The sequence below is a fragment of the Sphingomonas mollis genome, from assembly GCF_016427505.1.
GTDB classification, from domain to species: Bacteria; Pseudomonadota; Alphaproteobacteria; order Sphingomonadales; family Sphingomonadaceae; genus Sphingomonas; species Sphingomonas mollis.
This window is the reverse complement of the sequence record NZ_JAELXS010000006.1, coordinates 44,921-62,967: the sequence shown is the minus strand read 5'-3', so window position 1 is coordinate 62,967 and position 18,047 is coordinate 44,921. Positions and strand designations below refer to the sequence as shown.

At 66.5% G+C, this 18,047-nt stretch carries 17 protein-coding genes and 1 tRNA gene; 6 read left to right on the top strand and 12 right to left on the bottom strand.

What is annotated here, in order from left to right:
• Positions 1-49: 49 nt before the first annotated feature.
• On the bottom strand, positions 50-190 hold the full coding sequence (locus tag JAO74_RS11655) for a hypothetical protein (protein WP_199038105.1): 141 nt from the start codon (positions 188-190) through the stop codon (positions 50-52).
• 83 nt (positions 191-273) lie between these two features.
• Here JAO74_RS11655 and JAO74_RS11650 point away from each other — a divergent pair.
• A tRNA-Thr gene (locus JAO74_RS11650) sits at positions 274-348 on the top strand.
• Positions 349-356: 8 nt separating this feature from the next.
• Here JAO74_RS11650 and JAO74_RS11645 read toward each other — a convergent pair.
• The 6 genes from JAO74_RS11645 to JAO74_RS11620 are packed head-to-tail and all read right to left on the bottom strand — an operon-like array spanning position 357 to position 7,845.
• Positions 357-1,358 (bottom strand): DUF2891 domain-containing protein, encoded by a 1,002-nt coding sequence (locus JAO74_RS11645; RefSeq protein WP_199038103.1) that lies wholly within the window; start codon positions 1,356-1,358, stop codon positions 357-359.
• Positions 1,355-2,257, bottom strand: a complete 903-nt coding sequence (locus tag JAO74_RS11640; protein WP_199038101.1) for a 5-oxoproline transporter, DUF979 family subunit — start codon at positions 2,255-2,257, stop codon at positions 1,355-1,357. Before JAO74_RS11640 ends, JAO74_RS11645 begins: the two co-directional genes overlap by 4 nt.
• Positions 2,254-2,904: a DUF969 domain-containing protein gene (locus JAO74_RS11635; protein ID WP_199038099.1), complete on the bottom strand. Its 651-nt coding sequence runs from the start codon at positions 2,902-2,904 to the stop codon at positions 2,254-2,256. The genes JAO74_RS11640 and JAO74_RS11635 overlap by 4 nt, the downstream gene beginning before the upstream one ends.
• On the bottom strand, positions 2,904-6,485 hold the full coding sequence (locus JAO74_RS11630; protein ID WP_199038097.1) for a hydantoinase B/oxoprolinase family protein: 3,582 nt from the start codon (positions 6,483-6,485) through the stop codon (positions 2,904-2,906). The genes JAO74_RS11635 and JAO74_RS11630 overlap by 1 nt, the downstream gene beginning before the upstream one ends.
• Entirely contained in the window at positions 6,482-7,171 is a 690-nt protein-coding gene (locus tag JAO74_RS11625) for an HAD family hydrolase (RefSeq protein ID WP_199038095.1), read from the bottom strand. Before JAO74_RS11625 ends, JAO74_RS11630 begins: the two co-directional genes overlap by 4 nt.
• Positions 7,168-7,845, bottom strand: a complete 678-nt coding sequence (locus JAO74_RS11620) for a YggS family pyridoxal phosphate-dependent enzyme (RefSeq protein WP_199038093.1) — start codon at positions 7,843-7,845, stop codon at positions 7,168-7,170. Before JAO74_RS11620 ends, JAO74_RS11625 begins: the two co-directional genes overlap by 4 nt.
• 21 nt (positions 7,846-7,866) lie before the next feature.
• Here JAO74_RS11620 and JAO74_RS11615 point away from each other — a divergent pair, with 21 nt between their 5' ends.
• Entirely contained in the window at positions 7,867-8,424 is a 558-nt protein-coding gene (locus JAO74_RS11615; RefSeq protein WP_332908795.1) for a thiamine phosphate synthase, read from the top strand.
• On the opposite strand, the gene JAO74_RS11610 is transcribed toward JAO74_RS11615, so the two are convergent.
• Complete coding sequence (locus tag JAO74_RS11610) at positions 8,397-9,098, bottom strand: hypothetical protein (RefSeq protein WP_199038091.1); 702 nt, start codon at positions 9,096-9,098, stop codon at positions 8,397-8,399. The genes JAO74_RS11615 and JAO74_RS11610 overlap by 28 nt on opposite strands.
• Positions 9,099-9,279: 181 nt before the next feature.
• Here JAO74_RS11610 and JAO74_RS11605 point away from each other — a divergent pair, with 181 nt between their 5' ends.
• The 4 genes from JAO74_RS11605 to holA all read left to right on the top strand — a co-directional run bounded on the left by JAO74_RS11605 (position 9,280) and on the right by holA (position 13,919).
• Positions 9,280-9,714 (top strand): DUF3576 domain-containing protein, encoded by a 435-nt coding sequence (locus JAO74_RS11605; RefSeq protein WP_056529673.1) that lies wholly within the window; start codon positions 9,280-9,282, stop codon positions 9,712-9,714.
• A gap of 64 nt (positions 9,715-9,778) precedes the next feature.
• Positions 9,779-12,367, top strand: coding sequence for a leucine--tRNA ligase (gene leuS / locus JAO74_RS11600; RefSeq protein ID WP_199038089.1), 2,589 nt, complete (start codon positions 9,779-9,781; stop codon positions 12,365-12,367).
• On the top strand, positions 12,367-12,909 hold the full coding sequence (gene lptE / locus JAO74_RS11595; protein WP_199038087.1) for an LPS assembly lipoprotein LptE: 543 nt from the start codon (positions 12,367-12,369) through the stop codon (positions 12,907-12,909). Before leuS ends, lptE begins: the two co-directional genes overlap by 1 nt.
• Positions 12,906-13,919 carry a DNA polymerase III subunit delta gene (gene holA / locus JAO74_RS11590; protein ID WP_199038085.1) on the top strand — a complete coding sequence of 338 codons (1,014 nt, stop codon included), beginning with the start codon at positions 12,906-12,908 and terminating at the stop codon, positions 13,917-13,919. The genes lptE and holA overlap by 4 nt, the downstream gene beginning before the upstream one ends.
• Here the strand turns inward: holA and JAO74_RS11585 are convergent.
• Genes JAO74_RS11585 through mnmG form a run of 4 tightly spaced genes read right to left on the bottom strand, consistent with a single transcriptional unit; the run spans position 13,916 to position 18,034 of the window.
• The gene (locus JAO74_RS11585; protein ID WP_199038083.1) at positions 13,916-14,821 is read right to left on the bottom strand and encodes a ParB/RepB/Spo0J family partition protein; all 906 of its coding nucleotides are present in this window, start codon (positions 14,819-14,821) and stop codon (positions 13,916-13,918) included. The two genes, holA and JAO74_RS11585, sit on opposite strands and share 4 nt — an antisense overlap.
• Entirely contained in the window at positions 14,818-15,600 is a 783-nt protein-coding gene (locus JAO74_RS11580) for a ParA family protein (RefSeq protein ID WP_199038081.1), read from the bottom strand. The genes JAO74_RS11585 and JAO74_RS11580 overlap by 4 nt, the downstream gene beginning before the upstream one ends.
• Positions 15,597-16,202: a 16S rRNA (guanine(527)-N(7))-methyltransferase RsmG gene (gene rsmG / locus JAO74_RS11575; protein WP_332908794.1), complete on the bottom strand. Its 606-nt coding sequence runs from the start codon at positions 16,200-16,202 to the stop codon at positions 15,597-15,599. Before rsmG ends, JAO74_RS11580 begins: the two co-directional genes overlap by 4 nt.
• On the bottom strand, positions 16,199-18,034 hold the full coding sequence (gene mnmG / locus JAO74_RS11570) for a tRNA uridine-5-carboxymethylaminomethyl(34) synthesis enzyme MnmG (RefSeq protein ID WP_199038079.1): 1,836 nt from the start codon (positions 18,032-18,034) through the stop codon (positions 16,199-16,201). The genes rsmG and mnmG overlap by 4 nt, the downstream gene beginning before the upstream one ends.
• Positions 18,035-18,047 lie beyond the last annotated feature (13 nt).

Below are 18,047 nucleotides of genomic sequence, written 5' to 3'. Positions count from 1 at the left end.
TCGGCTGCGGTGCCTCGTTCGCCGCGTGGGAAGCGGCCGGCGTCGCCACCTATGCCGCCGGGTCCTTCGTCCGACGATGATCCGCCGGACCGCCTGACGGCTCTTCCCCCCGCGCCTGTGCCTTGCGCTTGCGCAGGTTCGTCCTCAGCGCGGCGGCCATCCGTTCGGCCTTTTCCTCGTCCTTCGTCATGCGACCGCCCTACCCCGCCCACCAAAGCCTTGACAACACGCCCCGCCTCCGCTCTAGGCGCGCTTCGCCCGAAACGGTCGAGTGCTGCCGTAGCTCAGTGGTAGAGCGCATCCTTGGTAAGGCTGAGGTCGTGAGTTCAATCCTCACCGGCAGCACCATTTTTCCGCTAATCGTGTAGCGGTTCCAGCGCGAGCAGCGCGAAGGTCGCGAGCCAGTGCTCGCCCATATAGGTATCGGCCAGATGCGGCAGGCTCGCCGCCAGATGCCGTTCCGCCGCCGCCTGCGCCGCATCATGGACGGGATGGTCCGCACCCAATCGCGCCGCGATCGTCCGCCAGCACCAGGCACGGCTGAGGTTCAGGCCATCGAGATGCGCGATCTTGCCGTCGCTGCGATCGCTGACCGTCGCCGGCGTGAACAGCGTCGCCGGCCGCCCCGCCGCCACATCGGGCAGGAACGCGTCGAACCAGTCGCGAAACGCCAGTGGGGGCAGCACCTCGGCCATCAACAGCGCCTCGCACAGCGCCGGCGACAGGAACTCGTCGCCGCCCGGTTCCCAAGCCTGACAGTGACGATCCTCGGCGAACCAGTAGCGGGCCCGCTCGCCAATCAACGTCGCCAGCGCCGGATCATGCGTCACTGCCCAGCGATGCGCCAATGTCAGCGCGAAGCCGGTGTTGAAATGCGTGCCGACCCGCAACGGATAGGTCAGCTTCGGCAGAAACGCCGCAAACCGCGCCGCGAACGCCGCCGCCAGCGGCGCCAGCACCTCGCTCCACGGCTCGGGGTGACGAGCCGCCTCGTCATGCAGCGCCAGCGCCCATGCCCAACCATAAGGCCGCTCGAACCCGCCCGCATCGGGCCGAGCCAGATAGGCAAGCTCTCCCGCCATCTTCTCCGGCACCAGCATCCCGTCCGCCAGCGCCCCGATCGCCGCCGCCTCCGGCATGGTCGGGAACAACCGGCGCAGCCGCAACAACTGCCACCAGCCATGGACGCAGCTATGCCAGTCGAAACTGCCGTAGAAGACCGGGTGCAGCGCCGACGGCGTCGTCGCATCCGCCGGTCCGTTCAACACATGGTCCAGCTTGTGCGGATATTCCCGCGTCACATGGCCCAGCGTCAGTCGTGCAAAGCGGCCGGCGGTGTCGGCATCGATCCCGGTCATGCGATCATCCAGTACAGCAGGAGAATATTGAACAGCAGCAGCGGCAAGGCGGTCGGTATCTGGGCGCGGATCACGCCGTAGCGGTCCTTCAGCTCCAGCAGCACCGCCGGCACCAGATTGAAGTTCGCCGCCATCGGCGTCATCAACGTGCCGCAGAACCCGGCGAGCATCCCCACCGCCGCGACGATCGCCGGATCGCCCCCGGCGCCGCGCACCAGCAACGGCACGCCGATCGCCGCCGCCATAACCGGGAATGCGGCAAAGGCGTTGCCCATGATCATCGTAAAGACCGCCATGCCCAGCGCATAGGCAACCACCGCGCCGATCACGCTGCCGGTCGGGATCACCTGTCCCATCAACCCGCCGACGACCTCGCCGACACCCGCCAGCGCGAACACCGCCCCCAGACTGGCCAGCATCTGCGGCATCATCGCCGCCCAGCCGATCTCGTCGATCAGGCCCCGCCCCGCGGCAAACGCTGCTGCCGGTCGCGCCCGCATCAGGTACAGCCCCAGCGCCAGCGCAATCAACGTCCCTGCCGCCAACGCCACCAGCGTCGCCTGTTTCGGATCGACCAGCGCCGGAAATTGCTTGAAGGCCAGCGTCCCGAGCAACGCCACCGCCGGGATCACCAACGCCGGCACGAACACCCGCGCCCCGCGATCCATCGGCGCCGGCGTGCCCTCACCCCGCCGCATCCGTCCTGTCGCTGCGATCGCCACCAACGCCAGCACCAGCGCGCCATTGCCAACGTCGCCCAGCCGGTCGCCGGCCATAAACGACAGCGCGATCAGCGACTGAAAAGCCCCGTTCGCCCAGCGCCTCGCCAGCAACGACTGGCCTGCGAAGATCACGAAGGTAACGCCCGCGACCAGATAGACGAAGCCAAGCCCGATCATCGCCCCCGCGCCAGTCGCCGGTCGAGCAGCAACAACCGAAAGCCATGAACGACGAATGCGGCGATGGCGGTGGGGATCGCCCATACCGACAACTGAAACGGCTCCAGCACGATGCCATACCCTTCCAGCACGCCCTTCATCAGCAGGATCGATCCGATCGCGATGAAGATATCCTCACCGAAGAACACGCCGACATTGTCCGTCGCCGCCGCCATCGCGCGCACGGTTTCGCTTTCCGCCTCATCCCGCGGATCGGCCGCCGCCTCCGCCATCGGCGCAACGAGCGGCCGCACCGTCTGTGCAGGTCCGGCGATCGAGACGAGGCCCAGTGCGGCGGTGATCTGCCGGAACAACAGATACCCGATCAGCACCCGCCCGGCAGTCGCGCCGCGCAACTTGCCTACCAGCGCGCGGGCCCGCGCCTGTAGCCCGTGCCGTTCCAGCAACCCGATCACCGGCAGCACGATATAGATCGCGGTCACGTAACGCGTATCGTTGAATGCCCGCCCGAACGTCGCCAATACCGCCACCGGATCGAGCCCCGCCGCCAGCCCCGTGACCAGCGCCGATACGATGATGACCAGCAGCGGGTTGAACCGAAGCAGGAAACCCGCCGCAATGACCACGATCCCCGCCAGAACCAGCATCAGACGGCGGACCCGTAACCGCCGCCGCCCGGCGTCTCGATGACCAGCACGTCGCCCGCCGCCATTTCGACCCGCGCCGTCGCCGCCAGCGACTCGACCGAACCATCAACTCGCTCGACCTGGTTCACGCCGACCGTGCCATCGCCGCCCCCTGCCAATCCGAACGGTGCGATCCGCCGGTGGTTGCTGAGGATACCGGCACGCAACGGCGCCCTAAACCGCAAACGCCGCCGCGTGCCGTTACCGCCGCGCCATTCACCCTCGCCGCCCGAGCCGCGCCGGATCGCGAACTCCTTGACCAGCACCGGATAACGCGTCTCCAGCACCTCCGGGTCGGTCAGGCGGCTGTTGGTCATATGCGTCTGCACCGCATCCGCACCGGCAAAACCCGGCCCCGCCCCCGCGCCACCCGCGATCGTCTCATAATATTGATAGGTGTCATCGCCGAAGGTCAGGTTGTTCATCGTCCCCTGACTGGCCGCCATCGCACCCAGCGCCCCCAGCAACGCATCGGTGACGACCTGGCTCGTCTCGACATTCCCCGCCACGACTGCTGCCGGGAAGCGCGGATTGAGCATCGATCCCTCCGGCACCAGGATCGTCACCGGCCGCAGGAAGCCTTCGTTCAGCGGCACCGCCTCATCGACCAGCAGCCGCAGCACATAGAGTACCGCCGCCCGCGTCACCGCCAGCGGCGCGTTGACGTTGGACGGACGTTGGTCGCTGGTGCCGGCGAAATCGATCACGGCCGTCCCCGCCTCGCGGTCCACGCGCACCGTCACCTCGACCGCGGCGCCCTCATCCGTCTCATACCGGAAACGACCATCGGGCAAGCCGCGCAGCAACTGCCGCGCCATCGCCTCGGCATGTGCCTGCATATGCTCCATGTAACCGGCGACGACGTCCAGCCCATGCGCCTCGACCAGCCCGTCCAGCCCCGCCGCCCCGCGCGCGCAGGCGGCCACCTGCGCCGCCAGATCGGCGAGATTCTGTTCGATGTTGCGGGCCGGCCAGTCACCACTCCCCAGCAGCGTAGCGATCTCGTCCCGCCGCATCCGCCCGTCCTCGACCAGCAGCACGTCGTCCAGCACGATGCCCTCGTCGAACAACGTCCTGCTGTCGGGCGGCATCGATCCCGGACTCGTCCCGCCGACATCGGCATGATGCCCCCGTGCGGCGACGAAGAAGGCGGGCGTATCGTCACCTGCGAACACCGGCATCACGACGGTGATATCGGGCAGATGCGTGCCGCCGGCATAGGGATCGTTCAGCGCATAGACATCGCCCGGCCACATTCCACGACCATCCGCGTTCTCACCGCGCCGTTCGATCACCCGGCGAATGCTCTGCCCCATCGATCCCAGATGCACCGGGATATGCGGCGCATTGGCAACCAGATTACCGTGCACGTCGAACAGCGCGCACGAGAAATCGAGCCGCTCGCGAATGTTCACCGACGCGGCACTGCGTTGCAGCGCCGCGCCCATTTCCTCCGCCAGCCCCATGAACAGCCCGGCGAAGATCTCCAGCCGCACCGGATCGACCGCCGCATCCGCCCGCTCGCGTCCACGCGGCACGATGCGCGACATGACGAGGCTGCCATCGGCGATCACCGCCGCCTGCCAACCGGGTTCGACGACGGTGGTCGATACGGGATCGACGATCAATGCCGGCCCCGGCACCACCGCCCCCGCCGCCAGTCCTTCGCGCCGGTGAAGCGGCATGGTACGCGTCTCGCCCGCCATATAGGCGATCGTTTCGCCGATCGCCGGCGACGTTGCGGCGGGCAGCGACGGTGCGACCGCTTCCGTGCCCTCGTCACCGATCGCCTCGACCCGCACCAGTTCGACCACCAGCGCATCGTCGCCCAGAAACCCGAACCGCTGGCGATGCGTTGTCGCGAACGCCGCCGCCATGGTGTCGCTATCGCCCGCCGCCACCTCGATCGACTGATCGACACGGGCATAACGGATTTGCGCCCACGCTTCGGTACGAATCGCGTGCTCCGGCAAGCCCTGTGCGGTCAGTGCCGCGACCGCCTCCGCCGTCAACGCCGCCACCGCCCGGTCGAACGCCCCCCGATCGACAAGCGGCGCTGCCAGCGTCGCCTGTCGCATCGTCCGCCGGCTTGCCAGCCCCATACCGAATGCCGACAATACGCCGGCCAACGGGTGGATAAGCACCCGCTCCATCCCCAGCGCATCCGCGACCAGACATGCATGCTGCCCGCCCGCACCACCGAAGCACGCCAGCGTATAGGCCGCCGGGTCCTCGCCCCGCGCCACCGACACCGCCCGGATCGCCCGCGCCATATTCGCCACCGCGATCGCCACCAGTCCTTCGGCCGCGGCCTCTCTCGTCAGCGGTTCGCCGATCGCCGCTGTGACTTCGGTACACAGCGCATCGATCGCCGCGACCGCCGCATCGCGATCGAGCGGCTGATCGCCATCGGGGCCGAACAGCGCCGGGAACTGGCCGGGCATGATCTTGCCGAGGATAAGGTTGCAGTCGGTGACCGTCAGCGGACCGCCGCGCCGGTAGCAGGCCGGTCCCGGATTGGCGCCAGCGGATTCTGGCCCGACGAGCAGCCGCCCTCCGTCGAACCGACAGATCGATCCACCGCCCGCCGCCACGGTATCGATCCGCATCGTCGGTGCCGCGACGCGCACGCCACCGATCACCGCATCATGCCGCCGTTCCAGCGTCCCGGCATAGAGCGACACGTCGGTCGAGGTGCCGCCCATGTCGAACCCGATCACATGGGTGAAACCTGCCCGCGTTGCCGTCTCCGCCATGCCGACGATCCCGCCCGCCGGCCCGGACAAAAGCGCATCCTTGCCGCCGAACGCCGCTCCTTCGACCAGTCCACCGCTCGATTGCATGAACAACGGCCGCTGCCCCGCCAGCGCCGTTTCCAGTCCGGCAACATAGCGCGCCAGCACCGGCGACAGATACGCATCCGCCAGCGTCGTATCGCCGCGCGCGACCAGCCGGATCAGCGGCGCCGTATGGTGACTGACCGACACCTGCGTGAAGCCCGCCTCCCGCGCCAGATCGGCCAGCGCCTCCTCATGCGCGGTGTAGCGCCAGCCATGCATCAGCACGATCGCCACCGCCGCGATCCCTCGCGCCCGCGCCGCCGCAAAGGCTGTCATCGCCGCCTCGCGATCCAGCGGTCGCAGTACGTCACCATCGACATCGACCCGCTCGTCGATCTCCACGACCTCGGCGAACAGCGGCGGCGGCCGCTCGATCGCGCGCGCGAAGATATCGGGCCGGTCCTGATAGCCGATCGTCAACGCATCGCCGAAACCGCGCGTGATCGCCAGCAACGTCGGCTCGCCCCGTCGTTCGAGCAGCGCGTTCGTCGCGATCGTCGTGCCGATGCGGATATCGGCGGGTGGCAACGGCCCCTCGGCAATCCCGGTCAGCTGGCGGATCGCGGCGACGGCGGCATCGTCGTAGCGACCGGGGTCCTCCGACAACAGCTTGGCGACCTGCAAGCGTCCATCGGGCGCGCGGGCGACGACATCGGTGAAGGTGCCGCCGCGATCGATCCAGAAATGCCAGCCTGCCGTCATGCCGTCGCGTGTTCCTCCATGCGGTGATCGAGCAGCCGCGCCACCTCGGCATAATCACCAGCCACGGCGTCCGCCCCCAGCGCCAGCAATCGCGCGCCGTGATCGGGCGCGCAATGCGTACCGGCGGTCAGGCCGATCACATAGGCCCCCGTCTTCACCGCGCCCGTCACGCCGATCAGCGAATCCTCGATGATGACGCAGCGGTCGATCGGCACGCCCAGCATCGCCGCACCGTGCAGGTACAGATCCGGCTCCGGCTTGCCCCGCGCCACATGTTCGCGCCCGGAATACAGATGCGGCCCGAATGCGTCGCGCAGACCCAGATGCCGCAGATGCGCGTCGATCCAGTGCGTCTTGCTCGAAGACACGATCGCACGCGGCAACGACACGGGCAGCGACCGGACGAACGCCGCCGCGCCGATGACCTCATCGACTCCCTCCGCCACGACCCGCGCATCCTCCGCCGCCCGCGCCTCGTGAAATCCGTTGGGCAATGGTCCACCGATCCAGCCACGAACCGCGTCGAGGAACCCATCCCCCGACAGACCGGTGAAATGCGCCATCGCATGGGCCGGCGTCGTCGGATGGCCCAGCTCGGTCAGCAGCTCCGCCAGATGCCGGTTGCCTGCCTCCTCGCTCTCGATCAGCACGCCGTCGAAATCGAACAATATCGCATCGAACTTCACAGCTTCATCTCCCGCGCGCCGAACAGGGCCGTGCCCACGCGGACATGCGTCGCCCCCATCATCACCGCCGTCTCCAGATCATCCGACATGCCGATGCTCCGCCCGGCCAAGCAATGATCGCGCGCCAGCTTGCCGAGCAGCGCGAAATAGGGCGCCGGCTCCACGCCAAAGGGCGGAACTGCCATCAGCCCGGCCACCGGCAGATCGGCATCCCGCGCCTGCGTCAGCAAGGCCGGCAGGTCCGGGATCGGACAGCCGCCCTTCTGCGCTTCCTCGCCGATATTGACCTGCACGAAACAGGTCGGTCGCCGTCCGGTTCTCTCCATCGCGGTGGCAAGCGCGCTCACCAGCGACGGCCGATCGACGGAATGGATCGCATCGAACAGCGCCACTGCGTCCGCCGCCTTGTTCGACTGCAACTGACCGACCAGATGCAGCGCGACGCCGTCGTATCGATCGCGCAACTCCGGCCACTTCTCCTGCGCTTCCTGCACTCGGTTCTCGCCGAAGACCCGCTGCCCCGCCTCCAGCAACGGCAGGATCGCCGTTGCGGATTGCGTCTTGCTGACCGCCACCAAGGTCACGTCTTGCGGCGATCGATCCGCGAGTCCCGCCGCCCCGGCGATCCGCGCCCGGATCGCGGCCAGCCGCGTTGCACTGTCCTGTTCGTCCATGCCCGCGCTATAGGGGCCACCGTGCGCCGCCGATACCCCGAGAGCTGGTTGATGACCGACGAGCGGCTGGAAGACCGGCTATGGCCGATCCTCCTGCATATGCCGCCCGGCAGCGGTGTCGTCTTCCGCCATCGCGCCACGCCGCCTGCTGAGCGTCGCGCCCTGTTCCAGCGTGTCCGTCGCATCGCCCGCGCCCGGCGACTGCTGCTGCTGGCGGTCGATCCGCCTTTGCCGGGTTCCGTCGGCATTCATGGTCGGGTTTCAGGCGCAACCAGCTGGCCGACGCATGACCGGGGCGAGGCATTGGCAGGCGTACGGGCCAACACAAAGCTGCTGTTCGTATCGCCGATATTCGCCACCCGTTCGCACCCCGGCGCAGCCGCGCTTGGCCCGATCAAGGCGCGACGTATCGGCCAGGGCTTGGGGGTCGCAATGATCGCGATGGGGGGCATGGATGCGCGCCGCTGGCGTCGCATCCGTCATCTGGGATTTGCGGGTTGGGCAGGTATCGACGCATGGCCGGTCGGCTCTTCCGCGTCGATAATCGATCGTCAGAAGCGGAAGGCAGTGCCCACATAAACCGCCTGGCTGTCGCGGCGCTGATCCGCGGCCTGCGTCAACCGCTCGCGATCCAACCGATACCGGACGCCCGCGGTCACATCCAGATTGCGCGTCAGCGAATAGGAACCGCCCAGATCGACCGAGTAGCTCGGCAGATCGGCCACCGCCCGCGGCGTATCCGCCAGCGGCCGATCGGCCACGGCGGCAACCCGGCCGGTCCACCGCTTGCCGGAGTAGCTGAGCGCGACATCGGCCGCCTCGCGACCGCCCGGCTGGCTGGCAAGATCGACACGGGTCACGTCACTGGCGATCACGAACCGCTTCCAACCGACGGCGACACCCAGGTTATACGCGATTGGGGCCAGACCGATCGTCGTATCGGCCGCCGCGACGCTGCGATCCGATACACCGCGATTCGTCCGCGCACGAACGGCCACGGTCATGGCTCGCGTATCATGGCGCGACTCGGCCGGGGTGAAGCGGAAATCGCCGCCGAAATTACCACGGGCCAACAGCGCGGCCAGACGAGGATCGCCCGCCGCCGGCGTGAAACCACCGACGGTGCGCACCGTCTGACGAGTCGGTGCACGCAGCGACTGCTTGTCGGTGGCCCCGAACGCAGGCGCGACGAGAGTGCCCGCGGCAGCAAGTGCCCCGGCAACTATCCCGACGATGATGCGCCCCGCGATCATTAATGTCTCCAATTGGTCCCCGTCCCGAACCGCACGTACCATGATTCGATCCGCCGTCGCCATTGGCCCACAGCGATTTATACTACCTGTTGCACGGCGCACACAGTCGGGCGCGCTGCTTGCGGGCGCGGGCGCCCCCCTGTAGAGGCCAAGATTGATTTTTCCCGCAGGATTCACGCCCATGCATCGTCGTTCCGCCCTCGCGCTCGGGCTCGTCGCCGCGCTGTCGCTTTCCGCCTGTGCCAGCAAGGGTGATCGCCCGAAGAGCGATCTCGCCGCGTCGCGCGTCACCACCATCGGCGTGAACAGCTATCTGTGGCGGGCCAGCCTCGACACGCTGTCGTTCATGCCGCTGGTCCAGACAGACTCGAACGGCGGTGTCATCGTTACCGACTGGTACGTCAATCCGCAGACGCCGACCGAACGGATGAAGGTGACGGTGACGATTCTCGACCAGGATCTGCGCGCCGATGCGGTTCGCGTCGCGGCGCTGCGTGAGATCAATCGCGGTGGCCAGTGGGTCGCCTCGCCGGTGCAGGCCGCCACCACGCAGAAGCTTGAGGATCTGATCCTCACCCGCGCCCGCGACCTGCGCCGCTCGTCGATCGCCGGCTGATATCGCCCTTCCGCCCGTGCCGATCTGCGGCCGGGCGGCACGTTAGATACGGAGTTCACCAAGAATGTCGCGCTTCAACGCGCTCAAGGCCGATGCGCATTGGCAGCGTGTATGGGACGAGCGCCGCACCTTCGCCGCCGACGACGCCAGCACGAAGCCCCGCGCCTATGTGCTTGAGATGTTTCCCTATCCATCGGGGAAGATCCATATGGGCCACGTCCGCAACTATACGATGGGCGACGTGCTGGCCCGTTATCGGCGGATGACCGGGCATGAAGTGCTCCACCCGATGGGCTGGGACGCGTTCGGCATGCCGGCCGAGAATGCCGCGATGGAAAAGGGCGTGCATCCCGGCACCTGGACCCGCGCCAACATCGCCGCGATGAAGGCGCAGCTGAAGCGGCTGGGCTTCGCGCTCGACTGGACGCGCGAACTAGCGACGTGCGAGCCGAATTACTACGGCCACGAACAGGCGCTGTTCCTCGACCTGTTTGCAGGCGGGCTGGTCTATCGCAAGGAATCCTCGGTCAACTGGGACCCGGTCGACATGACCGTGCTCGCCAACGAGCAGGTGATCGACGGCCGCGGCTGGCGTTCGGGCGCGGTGGTCGAGAAGCGCAAGCTGAGCCAGTGGTTCCTGAAGATCACCGACTTCGCCGACGAACTGCTAGATGGCCTCGGCAAGCTGGAACATTGGCCCGACAAGGTCCGGCTGATGCAGGAAAACTGGATCGGCAAGAGTCAGGGGCTGAAGTTCAGCTTTGTCCTTTCTTCTCCCCTCCCGCTCGCGGGAGGGGTCGGGGGAGGGCCTGTCGCGACCGACCCGGACACATCCCCTCCCCCAGCCCCTCCCGCAAGCGGGAGGGGAGAAGACAGCGTCGAGGTCTTCACCACCCGACCGGACACGATCTTCGGCGCCAGCTTCGTCGCGGTCGCGGCCGATCACCCGATCGCGCGTGCGCTGGCCGAAGGCAATCCGGCTGCCGCCGCCTTCATCGAACGCTGCAAGCAGGGCGGCACCACCGCAGCCGAACTGGAAACGCAGGAAAAGCTCGGCTTCGACACCGGCCTGACCGCGCAGCATCCGCTCGACTCAAGTTGGCAGTTGCCGATCTACATCGCGAACTTCGTGCTGATGGAATATGGCACCGGCGCGGTGTTCGGCGTGCCGGCGCACGACCAGCGCGATTTCGATTTCGCCCGCAAATACGGCCTGACGATCAAGCGCGTCGTGTCCGACGGCGCTACCGACGAACCGGCATTCACCGATGACGAGGCCTATACCGGCGCCGGCACCATCGTGAACTCGCACTTCCTCGATGGGATGACGATCGAGGACGCCAAGCGCGCGGTGATTGACCGGGCCGAGGTTGAAGGCTGGGGTACCGGCACCACCGTGTTCCGCCTGCGCGACTGGGGCGTCAGCCGCCAGCGTTACTGGGGCACGCCGATCCCGATCATCCACTGCGGCGCATGCGGCGTTGTGCCGGTACCGCAGGATCAACTGCCCGTCATCCTGCCCGATGACGTATCGTTCGCGATCCCCGGCAACCCGCTCGACCGGCATCCGACGTGGAAACACGTCGCCTGCCCGTCCTGCGGCGCGGATGCAGTTCGCGAAACCGACACGCTCGACACCTTCGTCGATTCGTCCTGGTATTTCATCCGTTTCGCGAGCCAGCCGGACGACCAGCCGTTCGACCGCGCCGAGGCGGAACGCTGGCTGCCCGTCGCGCAGTATATCGGCGGCGTAGAGCATGCGATCCTGCATCTGCTCTACGCCCGGTTCTGGACGCGGGCGCTGCGCCATATCGGCAAGCTCGATATCGCCGAGCCGTTCGCCGGCCTGTTCACGCAGGGCATGGTGACGCACGAGACATACAAGTCCTCCGATGGCCGCTGGCTCGCCCCGGATGACGTTCGCGACGGCACCGAGATCGCGACCGGCCATCCGATCACGGTCGGCCGCGTCGAGAAGATGTCGAAGTCCAAGAAGAACACGATCGATCCAGAACCGATCGTCGATCAATATGGCGCCGACGCCGTCCGCTGGTTCATGCTGTCGGACAGTCCGCCCGAACGCGACCTGCCCTGGTCCGAAGCCGGTATCGAAGGATCGTGGCGTTTCGTCCAGCGCCTCTGGCGGCTGTTCGGCGCGGATATCGACGATGTCACGGGTGACGATCTGCCGCTGCGCAAGCTGGCCCACCGTAGCACCACCGGCGTTGCCGAAGCGATCGAGGGACTGCAGTTCAACAAGGCGGTGGCGCTGCTCTACACGCTCGCCAATGCGATCGAGAAAGCGCCTGCCTCCGCCGACCGTCGCACCGCCATCGACACGCTGCTGCGCCTGGCATCGCCGATGGTGCCGCATCTGGCAGAGGAGGCGTGGGGCATGGCCGGACGTGAGGGCCTGATCGCCGATGCTCCCTGGCCCACCGTCGATCCGGCCTTGCTGGTCGATGACGAGGTGACGATTGCGGTGCAGGTCAACGGCAAGCTGCGCGACACGCTGGTCGTCGCCAAGGGGACGCCGAAAGATGTGCTGGAAACGACGGCGCTGGCCAGCGACAAGGTCATCCGGCTGCTCGAAGGCCAGTCCCCGCGCAAGGTGATCGTCGTGCCCGACCGTCTCGTGAATATCGTCGCATGATGGCCCGCTGGCTCCTCGTCGCAGCGATCGCCTCGGCGCCGATCCTGTCGGGTTGCGGACTGAGACCGCTGTATGGCGGCGGTTCGAGCGGTAGCGTCGCGTCGGCGCTGACGCAGGTCGAGGTATCGCCGATCGAGGGCAAGGCGGGATGGCTTATCGCCACCTCGCTGCGCGACCGACTCGGTGCCAGCGGTGCACCCCGTTATCGGCTCGATATCCGGCTGGACGATCAGATTATTGGTCTTGGCGTTCGTCAGGACGACAGCGTCACGCGGGAACGGCGAACGCTGCGCGCGCGGTTCCAGCTGGTCGATATGACGGACAGCACCGTCGTGGTCGATGCTACGGCTGGCTCGGATGCGGGGATCGATGTCGTCCAGTCCGAATATGCGACCATCGCGGCCGAAAACACCGCGCTGGAGCGCCTCTCAGGCATCGTGGCCGACAAGATCGTCGCCCGGATCGCCCTGTATGCCCAGCAGCGGAGAAGCGGGACTGAAGCGCCGCCCGCCGTTACGCCCGCCCCCACGCCGGTCCCGTGAAGGCGAGCGCCAACCAGATCCGTCAGGCGCTCGCCGCGCCACGTCTCCGCTTTTACCTGCTCCACGGCCCCGATGAGGCCGGCGCCGGCGCACTCGCGGCGGTGCTGGCGCAGGCGATGGGCGATCGGGCGGAACGCGTCGATCTGGATGGCGCCACGCTTCGTTCCGATCCGGCCCGGCTGGCCGACGAAGCTGCGTCGATGTCGCTGTTCGGCGATGCCCGCCATATTCGCGTGACCGGCATGGGTGACGAAAGCGTCACCGCCGTCACCGCGCTGCTGACCGCTGAAGCAGCCGGCAATCCGGTGGTCGCGATTGCACCCGGCGTTCGTTCGACCGCGAAGATCGTGAAGATGGCCATCGACTCCCCCCACGCCCTCGCCTTCGCGTGCTATCCCCCGACGGCGCAGGACGCCGAACGGCTGGCGACGACGCTGGCCGGTGAACGGGGGATGCGGCTGGCGACCGGCGTCGCGGCCCGGCTGGTCACCGCCAGCAGCGGCGATCGCTCGGTGATGGCGCAGGAGATCGAGAAGTTCGCGCTGTTCCTCGATGCGGCGCCCGATCGACCCCAGGAACTCGATCATCAGGCGCTCGATCTCGTCGGTGCCGACCTTGATGAAGCGGAGGCGACACGCGCGGTGGAGGCTCTGGTCGAAGGGCGACCCGATCATCTGGCCGAGGAACTCAACCGGCTGAGCGAGGCCGGCACCTCGCCCATTCCCTGGTTGCGGCAGATCGCCCGCCGGCTCGTCGCCCTGATCGATATGCGCGCCGATGTGGCGAACGGCGAACCCGTCGATGCCGTGATGAAGCGTCACCGGGTGTTCTTTCGCGATGAGGACGCGACGGCAAGGGCGCTACGCCGGTGGACGCCGATGATGTTATCGACGGCACTCGCCCGAACCCGTGCCGCCGAGCGTGCGGTGATGAGCCCCGGTAACGCGGGCGGCGTCTTGGCGGATGAAGCGGTGTTACAACTCGCCCGCGCGCTGGCGCGGCGGGGCTAGATCGTCTCGCCCGTGAGCCGCTGACAGATCATGTCGAGCTGATCGAGCGTCGAGTATCCCAGCGTCAGCGAGCCACCCTTCTCACCATGGGTCACGGATACCGCCACCCCCAGCAGGTCGGCCAGCTGCCGTTCCAGTGCCGCGATGTCCGCGTTGCCGGCGTCCATGCCGCCCTGTGACGACGGTCGATTGGCCCCTGCCCGATCGCGCGGTGCCTTGCTCTCACGCGCCAGCTTCTCGGTTTCGCGCACCGACATGCCGCGGGCGACGACTTGCGATGCCAGCCCCTCGACATCCGGTGCGCCGAGCAACGCCCTGGCATGACCCATCGACAGCGATCCGTCGACGACCTGCGCCTGAACCTCGTCGGGTAACTCCAGCAGCCGCAACAGGTTGGCGACGTGGCTACGCGACTTGTGAACGATTTTGGCCAGTGCATCCTGCGTATGGCCGTACTCACCGGCGAGCCGCTGATAGGCCTGCGCTTCCTCGATCGCGTTCAGATCCTGCCGCTGGATATTCTCGATAAGCGCGATTTCCAGCGTCTCGGCGTCGTCGAGATCACGCACCACGACGGGTACTTCATGGAGCCGTGCGCGCTGCGCTGCCCGCCAGCGGCGTTCGCCCGCGACGATCTGGAATTGATGGCCATGTGGCCGCACGACGATCGGCTGGATCAATCCGCGTGCCGCAATCGAGGCGGCGAGTTCGTCCAGCAACGCCTCGTCGAACCGACGACGTGGCTGATCCGGGTGCGGCGCCAGCGAATTGACCGGCAGCATCCGCAACCCGCTCGGCGTTTCCGTATCCGAGGCCACCGGCGCCTCACGGGCCATTTCGCCCAGCAAGGCATCGAGTCCCCGACCCAGACCGCCTCGCGGCCGACGCGCAGCCTCGCTCATGCCGCTGCCGCCGCACGCGGCAAGCGCTGGATCATCTCACGCGCCAACGCCATATAGGCTTCCGATCCCGAACACCGATGGTCGTAGATCAGCGCCGGCAAGCCATGACTGGGGGCCTCCGACAAGCGGACGTTGCGCGGGATCACCGTCTGAAACACGACCGATCCCAAGACGGCGCGGACGTCGGTCGATACCTGCTCCGTCAGTCGATTGCGGCGGTCGTACATCGTCAACGCCACGCCCAGTATCGAAAGACCGGGATTGAAGCGGCTACGGATACGCTCGACCGTGCTCAGCAACTGAGACAGCCCCTCCAATGCGAAGAACTCACATTGTAGCGGCACCAGCAGAGCATCGGCCGCGACCATGGCATTTATCGTCAGCAACCCCAACGAAGGGGGACAATCGATCAGGATGATATCCCAACTGCCCGTCGATCCCTTCAACGCGAGATCGAGCCGATGCGTCCGTGCGTCGAAATCGACCAACTCGATCTCTGCGCCTGACAGATCGACGGTGGCAGGCATCAGATCGAGCCGTGGCACCTTGGTCGGCACGGTCGCCTGAGAGACGGTGGACGACCCGATCAGGACATCATAGCTCGACCGCTGCCGTTGAGAATGGCCGATGCCCAGACCCGTCGATGCGTTCCCCTGGGGATCAAGATCGATCAGCAGGACACGGCTGCCCGTAGCTGCCAATGCCGTACCCAGATTGATCGCACTGGTGGTCTTGCCGACCCCGCCCTTCTGGTTCGCGATCGCGATCACGGTCGTCATGCGCGAGGCTCCAGCACCAAAATAAACGAGTCGGAACGAGTGAGGCTTTGTTCCACGTGAAACACCAGCTGATGACGGGCGCATAACGCCGGAAGCGATGAGGCATCCACCGTCCCTCGCGGTAGTAGCCATCGCGTCGTCTTTGTGGCGCAATGCGCTGCGGCAATCAAAAGCTTTTCCACGGAAGCGACTGCGCGCGCCGTGATGACATCCGCAGTCCACTCGATATTTTCGACTTTGCTGGCAGCGATCTTCGCATCCGTCAGGCTCAATCGCTCGATACTTTCAGCCAGAAAATCAGCCCGCTTGCGCCGCGGCTCGACCATCATGATCGGGCTGCAACCGGCGATGGCCAACACCATTCCGGGAAATCCCCCACCCGTTCCGATATCCAACCAACGCCCGGCAGCACCTCCGGCCATCTCGATCAGCTGCAACGAGTCGACAACATGGCGGTCCCAGATCGCCGGTATCGTCGCCGGCGAGATCAGGTTTTGCCGGCTATTCTCCGTCACTACCATATCGACGAACGATATCATCCTGTCGAACGCAAGTGCATCGACCCGCTGCCGCACCCAATCCTGCGCTTCGATCTCCGTCACGCCGCTACCTTCTTGGCATGAAGCAACACCGCCGACAGCGCCGCTGGCGTCACCCCTCGAACACGGGCAGCAGCTGCGAGAGACCGTGGGCGGCTCGCGCCCAACCGGGCGACCATCTCCAAAGAGAGCCCCGGCACCGCCGCGTAGTCGATCACGTCCGGCAACAGCACATCCTCATCCGCGCGAAGGCGGCGTACCTCTTCCGCCTGTCGTTCGAGATACGGTGCGTAGCGCGCATCCTCCACGATCTCGCTGACGATCGCAGGCTCGACCCCCTCGCAAGCCTGTGGCGCGATCTGGTCGAGAGTTACGCCTTCGAACCGCAGCCATTCCCATGCCGTCCGCTTGGCTCCATCACGGCTGACACCACCACCCTGATCGGCCACCTCGCTGGCCGAGTGAACCGTCGCAAGGCGTTGGCGAAACGTCGAACGTTCCGCTTCACGCTGGTGCTGATGCTCTCGCCGTTGCTCGCTAACGCACCCCGCTGCCTGAGCGATGCAGCCCAGCCGGGTTTCCGCATTGTCCGCCCTCAACGCCAGACGATATTCAGCCCGCGCGGTCAGCATCCGGTAAGGCTCGGTGACACCCTGCAATACCAGGTCGTCGATCATGACACCTATATAGGACGAGGCACGGTCCAGGCGGACAGGATCGAGATTTATTGCATGAGCCGCCGCGTTCAGTCCTGCAACAAGTCCCTGCCCCGCCGCCTCTTCGTACCCGGTGGTTCCGTTGATCTGCCCGGCAAAAAACAAACCGGGCATGGTACGTAGTGCCAATGTAGGCTCCAGCGCCCGCGGGTCGATATGGTCATATTCTACGGCATAGCCGGCCGTAGTAATACGAGCCTGTTCCAACCCCGGAATGGTTGCCAGCATGGCCGCCTGCGCCGTTGCCCCGATCGATGTCGACAGGCCGTTGGGATAGACCATGGGGTCATTCAGCCCCTCCGGCTCAAGGAATATCTGGTGACCATCACGATCGCCGAAGCGGTGAATCTTGTCCTCGATCGACGGACAATAACGCGGTCCCGCACCCTCGATCGCCCCCGAGAATAGCGGCGATTCAGGGATCGCATCGCGGATGATCGCATGGGTCGCGGCCGTCGTTCTTGTGATCGCACAGGCAATCTGCGGCACGGAACGACCGTGCGTCAGCGCAGACATCGTCCAGCCATCATTATCCGATGGCTGTTCTTCCAACCGTGCCCAGTCGATCGTTCGGCCATCCAACCGTGGCGGTGTCCCCGTTTTCAGCCGAGCCATCGGCAAGTTCAAAGCGCGCAACCGGTCAGCCAGCGGCCCCGCCCCCCGCTCATCGACCCGACCACCTTCGCCTCGCTCGCTGCCGCGAAACAGGCGCCCGCCCAGAAACGTGCCCGTGGCAATGACCACCGCTCTTGCGGGTAGCTTTGCACCCCCCGCCAGCGTGACACCTGCAATCTTGCCGCCCGCAAAATCGATATCGATCACGTCACCAGCGATCACATCGACGCGTTCTTCAGCGGTCACCATCGCCCGAACGGCAGAAGCATAGAGCGCACGATCAGCCTGAATCCGCGGACCCTGTACAGCCGCCCCCTTGCTCCGATTGAGCATCCGATGATGGATGGCGGATGCATCCGCCGCTCTCGCCATGATGCCGTCAAAGGCGTCAATCTCTCGAACGATATGCCCCTTGCCCAACCCGCCGATCGATGGATTGCACGACATCACGCCAAGATTATTGCGGTCGAAGGTAACAAGAGCCACCATCGCCCCTCGCCGGGCGGCAGTCATGGCGGCCTCCACGCCGGCATGGCCGGCGCCGATCACGATCACGTCAAACATGGCATTGCCTTAT